This is a genomic window from Pseudomonas sp. 05N434 (assembly GCF_056396965.1).
The window spans coordinates 1-2,453 of sequence record NZ_JBFTMK010000658.1; the positions used below are offsets into that span (position 1 = coordinate 1).

3 protein-coding genes are annotated in these 2,453 nt (G+C 60.6%); 2 read left to right on the forward strand and 1 reads right to left on the reverse strand.

The genetic code is table 11. The features are described from left to right. Positions 1-606 (forward strand): aminotransferase class I/II-fold pyridoxal phosphate-dependent enzyme (locus AC1DLB_RS27570; RefSeq protein ID WP_477786056.1); only part of this gene is annotated, 606 nt, incomplete at its 5' end. Positions 607-624: 18 nt separating this feature from the next. Further along, positions 625-1,791: an MFS transporter gene (locus AC1DLB_RS27575; RefSeq protein ID WP_064619821.1), complete on the forward strand. Its 1,167-nt coding sequence runs from the start codon at positions 625-627 to the stop codon at positions 1,789-1,791. Here the strand turns inward: AC1DLB_RS27575 and AC1DLB_RS27580 are convergent. Next, positions 1,788-2,453: dehydroquinate synthase/iron-containing alcohol dehydrogenase family protein (locus AC1DLB_RS27580; protein WP_477786057.1), on the reverse strand; the 666-nt coding region annotated here is incomplete at its 5' end. The two genes, AC1DLB_RS27575 and AC1DLB_RS27580, sit on opposite strands and share 4 nt — an antisense overlap.

Sequence of the window (2,453 nt, forward strand, 5' to 3'; positions counted from 1 at the left end):
AAGGACCGCTATGGGCTGTTTCTCTATCTGGACGACTCCCACGCGCTTTCCTCTGTAGGAACATTCGGCGCCGGTCTTGTACGTCCCAGGCTGCATACCCTGGATGATGACTGCCTCATCGTCGCCTCGCTGGCCAAGTCGTTCGGCGCCAGCGGCGGTCTGGTGATGCTGGGCAGTGAACGGCAGAAGAAGCTCATTGCGCGTTACGGCGGCCCCAGCAACTGGTCGCAAAGCCTGAACAGTGCAGCCATTGGCGCGGGCCGGGCATCCATCCAGCTACACCACACCCTGGAATTCGCCGAGCTGCAGGAAAAGCTTCAGGTTAATATCCGCCTCTTTGACAGCCTCATACGAACTGCACAACACAACAGCAACATGGCGATTCGACTGGTCAATTGCGGTGAGGCATCGCTGGCCAACCACATCGCCATTGAACTGGCCAATCACGGATTCTTCACCTCGGCAGTCTTTTTCCCGGTGGTTGCACAAGGCAAGGCAGCCATCAGAATCACCCTGCGCGCCGACATGGGGACGACGCTGATCCGCCATTTCTGTGGACTCATCACCGAGCTTTTACGTGCTCACGGCCGGGACATCGGCGGCTGAAAAAACAGGGAAGATTAAATGAAGAGCAGCACCACCCTCCTGATCACCTGCTGTACGGTTTTTCTCGCCCAATTGGGCATGAGCATTTATCTGTCGGCGCTGCCGGATATTGCCCGGGATCTGTCCGCAGATGCCTCACAGGTTTCATGGGGGTTGGCGGTGTATCTGATCGGCATGGCGCTGCCGATGCTGTTCTGGGGCAGCCTGGGCCAACGCATTGGCCGCAAGCCGGTATTGCTCGCGGCGCTCGGCCTCTATGGGCTGGGCAACCTGGCCCTGCCTCTGGGCCAGACACTTGAATCGTTCCTGGTTTTTCGCCTGATTCAGGGGATTGGCGCCAGCGGGATTTCAGTCATGGCCCGGGTGCTGATCCGCGACAGTTTTCGCGGCGATCTGCTGGCCAAGGCGTTGTCCTGGATATCGATTTCCTTTGTGGTGGCGCTGGGTATCGGTCAATACCTGGGGTCGATCATCCAGGTGACACTGGGCTGGTCAGCGATTTTCTACTTATTGGGTGGTGTGAGCCTGTTGATGGCGCTGGTGGTGGCGCGGGTCACGTTCCCGATGCTGGCAGAAGAGAACACACCATCATCCGCCTGGACGAGCTACGGGCACATTCTGCGGCATCGGGCCTTCCTGTTACCGGCCCTCGCCGGTGGCTTGGGGTATGGGGTGATTGTCGCGTTCAACACCGCTGCACCGCTGATTCTGCAAGGCGCCTTCAAGTGGTCGGCAGTGGAATACGGCTTGTTGGGCTGGCCCATCAGCGCGGCGTACTTTCTCGGGGCCGTGGCGGTCAATCGCTTCGTACTGCATACCGGTCAGCAATGGCTGATGACGGCGGGCGTCGGGCTGATACTGGCCGGCAGCGCAGTCATGTTGCTGGGTAGCCTCGCAGGCACGTCTATCGCGCTGCTGTTCTGGTTGCCCTATTGTTTTGCAGTATTCGGCCAATCGCTGATTTACCCAATCAGCTTGTCCCTGGCCAACCACGGTTCCCCGGTCGGCGGTGCTTATGCGATGGCGTTGAGCGGTTTCATTCATCAACTGATGGCCGCCGTTATCGGCGGTATCGCCAGCCTGATAGCCAGCCAGCAGGCATGGCCTTTGTCGCTGTTATGCACCTTGCTGGCCTTGGGCGCGCTGCTTTGCGTAGTGCTCGCGCCCGGCCGTCGAACCGCTTAGAACGCGCTGCGGAAAATCTCCTCGATCTGCCGCTGATCCGCCGCCCGTGGGTTGGTCAGTCCACAGGCGTCTTTCAGGGCATTGCTGGCAAGGACCGGGATGTCATTGAGCCTGGCACCGAGCTCACGCAAACCGGCGGGAATGTCCACATCCCTGGCCAGGCTGCGGATCGCCGCGATCGCCGCCTGCGCGCCCTCTTCCGGACTGAGCCCGCGAATGTCGGCCCCCATCGCGTGGGCAACGTCGGTCAGGCGAGGGGCGCACACCAGCGCGTTGAAGCTCTGCACGTGAGGTAGCAGCACCGCGTTACACACACCATGGGGCAGGTCGTAGAACCCGCCTAACTGATGGGCCATCGCGTGAACGTAGCCAAGGGACGCATTGTTGAACGCCATGCCCGCCATAAATTGCGCGTAGGCCATGTTTTCCCGCGCGATCATGTCACTGCCGTCCTGCACGGCCTGGCGCAGGTTGTCGCTGATCAATGTGATGGCTTTCAGCGCACAGGCATCGGTAATCGGGTTGGCTGCCGTGGAGACGTAGGCTTCGACGGCATGGGTCAACGCGTCCATGCCGGTGGCGGCGGTCAGGCCCTTGGGCATGGCGACCATCAGTTCTGGGTCGTTGACTGACAGCAGCGGCGTAACGTTGCGGTCTACGAT